Consider the following 5,696-nt stretch of genomic DNA (forward strand, 5'->3'; position numbering starts at 1 on the left):
GTCCTTGGGGAGGGGAACGGGGGGGACGGAGCGGGGGAATGACGCGCAATGCGAGCGGCTCTGCAAATTAGCCAGTCGCCCGTATCCCCCGCAAACACCGGCGGGCGCCCGGAATTCCGTGTTCCGGACCGCCCGCCGGGGTTTCCTTCACCACCCCGCAGCAGATAACCGCTGGTCAGGGCCGCCTACTTGAACAGCCATTCGGACTTCAGCTCGGCATAGCCGGGCTTGATCACGTCATTGATCATCGCGAGTCGTTCATCGAAAGGAATGAATGCTGATTTCATCGCATTGACGGTGAACCACTGCATGTCGTCGAGCGTGTAGCCGAAGGTGTCGACCAGCAGCTCGAATTCGCGGCTCATGCTCGTACTGCTCATCAGCCTGTTGTCGGTATTGACCGTGGCGCGGAAATGCAGTCTGCGGAGCAGCCCGATGGGGTGCTCGCCGTACGAAGCGGCGGCCCCCGTCTGGAGGTTGGAGCTGGGGCACAGTTCCAGCGGGATGCGCTTGTCCCGTACGTACGCGGCGAGCCGGCCCAGCGTCACCGAGCCGTCCTCGGCGACCTCGATGTCGTCGATGATGCGCACGCCGTGGCCCAGCCGGTCGGCGCCGCACCACTGGAGCGCCTGCCAGATCGAGGGCAGTCCGAAGGCCTCGCCCGCGTGGATGGTGAAGTGGTTGTTCTCGCGCTTCAGATACTCGAACGCGTCGAGGTGGCGGGTGGGCGGGTAGCCGGCCTCCGCGCCCGCGATGTCGAAGCCGACGACGCCCGAGTCCCGGTAACGGTTGGCGAGTTCGGCGATCTCCAGGGCGCGGGCGGCGTGCCGCATGGCGGTGAGCAGGGCGCCGACCCTGATCCGGTGGCCGTGGGCGTGCGCGCGCCGTTCGCCTTCGCGGAAGCCCTCGTTGACGGCCTCGACGACCTCTTCGAGGGTGAGCCCGCCCTCCAGGTGCTGCTCGGGCGCGTACCGCACCTCCGCGTAGACGACCCCGTCCTCGGCGAGGTCCTCGGCGCACTCGGCGGCGACCCGGAACAGCGCGTCACGGGTCTGCATGACCGCGCAGGTGTGGGCGAAGGTCTCCAGATAGCGCTCCAGCGAACCGGAGTCAGCGGCTTCGCGGAACCACGTGCCGAGTTTGTCGGACTCATGCTCGGGCAGGCTGTCGTAGCCGGTCTCTCGTGCGAGATCGATGATCGTGCCGGGGCGCAGGCCGCCGTCCAGGTGGTCGTGGAGGAGGACCTTGGGGGCGCGGCGGATCTGGTCGGCGGTGGGCGGACGGTAGGTCTGGCTCGTCATCTGCGCACTCTAACGCCTACGCGCGTAGATCATGGCCTGTCGATATGTAACAGTGATCCGGCGTACGGGTGGAGTACACCCGGACTTCTGAGACTGTTCTGCTATGGGACAGAAAGCGGTTCCCGGGCCGGGGGGACGTACGGCAGGCCGGGACGGTTCGGCACGCGCGCGTCGCGCGGAGCCCGGGGCGCGGCTGGGACGGGCGTTCACCGCACCTCCCACGGGGTCGGCGACGGGGGGCGTGGTCCTGGTCCTTCCCTCCGGCGAGCCGGTCTCCCACCGCCGCCCCTCGCCCGTCGCGTTCGCCCGAGTGCTGCCGCTGGCACGGGCGTTGGCACGGTCGGGCGCCGCGGAGGGTGTGGTGGTGCACGCGGTGCACTACGGAAGGCGCGGGTGGAACGGTACGGACGCGCAGCTCGCGGCGGACGCCGAGTGGGCGGCGGAGGAGGTCGTACGGCGCTACGGCGACGTGCCGATATGCCTGGCCGGGCATGGCATGGGCGGCCGGGCCGCGCTGCACGCCGCGGGGCATTCGGCGGTCAACTCGGTGCTGGCTATGGCTCCCTGGCTGCCGGAGAGGGACCGGGCGGTCGAACCGGAGCCGGTACGGCAGTTGGCGGGGCGGCATGTGCTGATCATGCACGGCACCAATGACCGGCGCAGCGACCCGGAGCTGTCCTACCGGCTGGCCGCGCGGGCCAAGAAGATAAACCGCGACGTCTGCCGCTTCGAGGTGCACTCCGACGGACACGCGCTGCGCCAGCACCACACCGAAGTCCTGGCGCTGGCACGGGACTTCGTCTTAGGCGCGCTGCTCTCGCGCGCGTACTCCCGTCCGGTCGCGGACGCGCTGGCGGCGCCGCCGCCGCTGGGCCTGCGGATGCCTTTGGCGGCGGGCTTCCGCAAGTCGCTGCGGGGGTGAAAAACAGCCCGTCCGGCGATCGAGGACACACGTACCGCGGCCGTCCGGCAGCCGGGCGTACGAGCCACCTCGGCGCGAGTCGCCGCAGCGAGTCGCCTCGGCCCGTCCGGCGGTCGAGGACGGACCCGCTGCCGGCCGGACCCGGCGTACCACGCGCTCAGTCCGGCAGGAGCTGCCCCCGCCGCGACAGCAGGAAGCGTTTGAACGCCGCCACCGGAGGCGTGTCCGGGTGCCCGTCCAGCCACGCGACGCCGATCTCCCGTACCGCCCGCGGCGCCGTCACCGTCAGCTCGACCACCCCCGGCCGTGCCACCGCGGGCGGCGGCAGCAGCGCCACGCCCAGCCCGGCCGCCACCAGACCGCGCAGCGTCTCCGCCTCCTCGCCCTCGAAGGCCACCCGCGGCCGGAAGCCCGCCTCGGCGCAGAGCGCGTCGGTGATACGACGCAGCCCGTACCCCGGTTCCAGGGTGACGAACGTCTCGTCCGCCGCCTCGGCCAGCCGGACGCGCCGCCGCCCGGCGAGCCGGTGGTCGTCGGGGACGACCAGCCGCAGCCGCTGTTCGTCGAGTCTGCGGGCGACCAGATCGGGGGCGTCGGGCACCGGCGAGGTCAGACAGAGGTCCAGCTCGCCAGCGCGCATCCGTTCCAGCATCGCCTCGCCGTAGTTCTGGACGAGCTGGAACCGTACGCGCGGATGGTCCGCCCGGAAGGCCCTGATCAGGCCCGGTACGGTCTCCGACCCCATGGTGTGCAGAAAGCCGAAGGCGACCTTGCCGGACGCCGGGTCGGCGTCGGCACGTACGGACTCGGCCGCGCGCTCCACCTCCGCGAGGGCCCGTTCGACCGAGGCGAGGAAGGCGCGGCCGGCCGGGGTGAGGGAGACCGTACGGCCCTTGCGGGCGAACAGCGCGACATCCAGGTCCTGTTCGAGCCGGACCATCGCCCGGGAGAGTGTGGACTGCGGTACGGCCATGTCCTGCGCGGCCCGGGTCACATGCTCGTGCCGGGCCACTCCGGCGAAGTACGCGAGGCGCGGCGCGAGGACCGCCGACCAGGACTCGGGGTCCAGCCCGGCCGCGCCCCGCCCGTTCGGTGTCGCCGTGGTGTCTTCTGTGTCACTGCTCCATGACACGCGCTTGCTCGACCTCGGTTCATGCGCCATGGGAACGATTATCGCCAATCCATGCATTGGACGCATGAAGCCTCGGTGCTTACGTTCGAGACATGCCTTCCGTCAGTACCGGGGCGCCCACCACCGTGGGTGCCGCCTCCGTCCCGTCCACGGCCACCGCCGCCTCTGACTCCGACTCCGGCGCCGCTGCTTCGTCGGCTTCCTCCGCTTCTTCGGCCTCTGCTGCTTCTTCGGCCTCTTCTGGCTCTGCTGCCTCTGCTGGCGCTTCTGACTCCTTCGCTTCGTCCTCCGCCCTGCGCCGGATGCGCCTCGCGCTCTTCGCCGCCGGGGTCGCGACCTTCGCCCTCCTCTACTCCACGCAGGCCCTGCTGCCCGCGCTCTCCGCCGGATTCGGCGTGACCGAGAGCCGGGCGAGCTGGACGGTGTCGGCGGCCACCGGCGCGCTCGCGCTGTTCGTACTGCCGCTGAGCGCGCTCTCCGAACGGTTCGGGCGGAGGGCGCTGATGACCGGCTCGCTGGCGGTCGCCGTGGTGGTCGGGCTGCTGGTGCCGTTCGCGCCCGATCTGGGGTGGCTGGTGGCGCTGCGTGCCGTACAGGGCGCGGCGCTCGCCGGACTGCCCGCGTCGGCGATGGCGTATCTCGCCGAGGAGGTACGGCCGAAGGCGCTGGTCGCCGCGATCGGCCTGTTCGTGGCGGGCAACAGCGTCGGCGGGATGAGCGGCCGTATCGTCACCGGCTGGGTCGCCCAGCTCTGGGGCTGGCGGGCGGCGCTAGGCGCGGTCGGGCTGCTGGCGGTGGTGTGCGCGGTGGTCTTCCGTGTCCTGCTGCCCAAGGCGCGGAACTTCACGCCGCGTTCCGTGAGCCCGCGCTCGCTGGCGCGGACCGTCGGCGGGCATCTCGCCGATCCGCTGCTGCGGCGGCTGTACGCGATCGGCGCGCTCTTCATGACGGTGTTCGGCGCGGTCTACACCGTGATCGGCTACCGGCTGGTGGAGGCCCCGTTCAGCCTTCCGCAGGGCATCGTCGGCTCGATCTTCCTGGTCTATCTGGTCGGTACGGCTTCCTCCGCGGCGGCCGGGCACCTGGTCGCACGGCTGGGGCGGCGCGGCGCGCTCTATCTGGCCGTGGGGACGACGACGGCGGGTCTGCTGCTCTCGCTCGCGGACACCCTGGCCGCGGTGCTGCCCGGTCTGGTGCTGATCACGGCGGGCTTCTTCGCGGGCCACGCGGTCGCCTCGTCCGCGGTGAGCCGTACGGCCAAGACGGGCCGCGCACAGGCCTCTGCGCTCTATCAGTCGGCGTACTACCTGGGCAGCAGCGCGGGCGGCACGCTGGGCGCGGTCGCGTTCCACGCGGGCGGCTGGGCGGCGACCGTACTGCTGGGGCTGGCGGCGGTGCTCGGGGTCGTCTCCATCACGCTGTACGGGACGCGGTGCGCACGCCTGGAGCGGCGCTTGTCGGCGGCCACTGCCACTGCCACTGCTCGTAGTTGACGCGGCTGACGCTGATTGGCGCGATTGGCGCGAAACTCCCGTGCGAATCATCTGATCCGCCGATCCGTGCAACTTCGCACGCACTTCACCCGTCTACCACCCCGAACACGCCATACGAGTGACGTGTACCGAAGGGGGGACGGGACGGATGGGACACATACGCCGGACCGGGGCCGCGGCGGCGGGCATCACCGCGCTGGTGGTCCCGCTGGCCGTGGCGCTGGGCGCCACGCCCGCGCAGGCGGCTTCCTGTACGACGAGCAAGGGCCCGTACCAGAAGCAGGTCGAGAAGTTCCTCGGCCGGCCGGTGGACGGCAAGCAGTCCGCCGCCGACTGCAAGGCCACCCGCGCCTTCCAGTCGAAGCATGGCATCACACCGACCATCGGCTACGCCGGACCCGTCACCTGGGGCGTGATGGATCTGATGAACAAGCAGAAGGCGGCGGGCAAGACCCCGAACAAGGCCGGCAAGTGCCCCGTCAACAAGGGCCGGATCGCCTGTGTCGACCTGACGCGCCAGCTCAGTTGGATCCAGGACGGCAAGAAGCTGGTCTACGGGCCGGTGCCGGTCCGTACCGGACGCAACGGCTACGAGACGCGCACCGGGCTGAAGAAGATCTACTGGCGGAACAAGAACCATGTGTCGTCGATCTACAACGTGCCCATGCCGTACAGCCAGTTCTTCGACGGCGGCCAGGCCTTCCACTCGGTCGGTGTGAGCGTCTGGAACCCGCCGGGCTCGCACGGCTGCGTGAACATGACGAAGACCGCCGCGGCGAAGTACTGGTCGCTGCTGAGGAACGGCGACGACGTGTACGTGTACGGGCGCAAGCCGGGCACCTGAGCGG

At 70.7% G+C, this 5,696-nt stretch carries 5 protein-coding genes; 3 read left to right on the plus strand and 2 right to left on the minus strand.

The window, feature by feature from the left end:
- Positions 1 to 185 precede the first annotated feature (185 nt).
- Complete coding sequence (locus WH07_RS27705) at positions 186 to 1,301, minus strand: adenosine deaminase (RefSeq protein ID WP_046505695.1); 1,116 nt, start codon at positions 1,299 to 1,301, stop codon at positions 186 to 188.
- A 241-nt stretch (positions 1,302 to 1,542) separates the two neighbouring features.
- Between WH07_RS27705 and WH07_RS27710 the strand changes: the two genes are divergently transcribed.
- On the plus strand, positions 1,543 to 2,223 hold the full coding sequence (locus WH07_RS27710) for a dienelactone hydrolase (protein WP_046505698.1): 681 nt from the start codon (positions 1,543 to 1,545) through the stop codon (positions 2,221 to 2,223).
- A gap of 157 nt (positions 2,224 to 2,380) precedes the next feature.
- On the opposite strand, the gene WH07_RS27715 is transcribed toward WH07_RS27710, so the two are convergent.
- Complete coding sequence (locus WH07_RS27715) at positions 2,381 to 3,385, minus strand: LysR family transcriptional regulator (protein WP_198533905.1); 1,005 nt, start codon at positions 3,383 to 3,385, stop codon at positions 2,381 to 2,383.
- A 62-nt stretch (positions 3,386 to 3,447) separates the two neighbouring features.
- Here WH07_RS27715 and WH07_RS27720 point away from each other — a divergent pair, with 62 nt between their 5' ends.
- Both WH07_RS27720 and WH07_RS27725 read left to right on the plus strand, forming a co-directional pair.
- A complete protein-coding gene (locus WH07_RS27720) occupies positions 3,448 to 4,848 on the plus strand; it encodes an MFS transporter (RefSeq protein ID WP_079023607.1) in 1,401 nt (466 codons plus the stop codon).
- A 148-nt stretch (positions 4,849 to 4,996) separates the two neighbouring features.
- Entirely contained in the window at positions 4,997 to 5,692 is a 696-nt protein-coding gene (locus WH07_RS27725) for a L,D-transpeptidase family protein (RefSeq protein ID WP_046505701.1), read from the plus strand.
- The last annotated feature ends 4 nt before the right edge of the window (positions 5,693 to 5,696 follow it).

Source organism: Streptomyces odonnellii, from assembly GCF_000981895.1.
Lineage (GTDB): Bacteria > Actinomycetota > Actinomycetes > Streptomycetales > Streptomycetaceae > Streptomyces > Streptomyces odonnellii.

Bases quoted from the DNA above. Each gene is read 5' to 3' on its own strand.
- WH07_RS27705 (WP_046505695.1), bottom strand. From the start codon at position 1,301: ATGACGAGCCAGACCTACCGTCCGCCCACCGCCGACCAGATCCGCCGC.
- WH07_RS27715 (WP_198533905.1), bottom strand. From the start codon at position 3,385: ATGGCGCATGAACCGAGGTCGAGCAAGCGCGTGTCATGGAGCAGTGAC.
- WH07_RS27720 (WP_079023607.1), top strand. From the start codon at position 3,448: ATGCCTTCCGTCAGTACCGGGGCGCCCACCACCGTGGGTGCCGCCTCC.
- WH07_RS27725 (WP_046505701.1), top strand. From the start codon at position 4,997: ATGGGACACATACGCCGGACCGGGGCCGCGGCGGCGGGCATCACCGCG.